Source organism: Limosilactobacillus reuteri subsp. simiae (assembly GCF_020784875.1).
GTDB classification, from domain to species: domain Bacteria; phylum Bacillota; class Bacilli; order Lactobacillales; family Lactobacillaceae; genus Limosilactobacillus; species Limosilactobacillus reuteri_H.
The window spans coordinates 1-237 of sequence record NZ_JAJGUI010000053.1; the positions used below are offsets into that span (position 1 = coordinate 1).

Genomic DNA, 237 nt, shown 5'->3' on the forward strand with positions numbered 1-237 from the left:
GAAACTAACTAACTTTATTCAACGCCTCGACAAGTGGTTGAGGGTCCGAATAAGGCAGTATATCTGGAAGCAATGGAAAAAGTTTAAAACTAAGGTAACTAACTTACAGAAGTTGGGGTTGTCCCAGCGTGATGCATATGTCTTCGCTAGTACCCGCAAGGGCTACTGGCGAACTGCACATAGTAAGACCTTGAGCTATTCTCTAACTAATAGAAAACTGGAACAACTTGGACTTAT

At 41.8% G+C, this 237-nt stretch carries 1 pseudogene; it reads left to right on the forward strand.

Annotation, left to right across the window (positions count from 1 at the left end):
• Nucleotides 1–237, forward strand: a pseudogene (locus LMC10_RS01455) (group II intron reverse transcriptase/maturase); the annotation flags it as partial.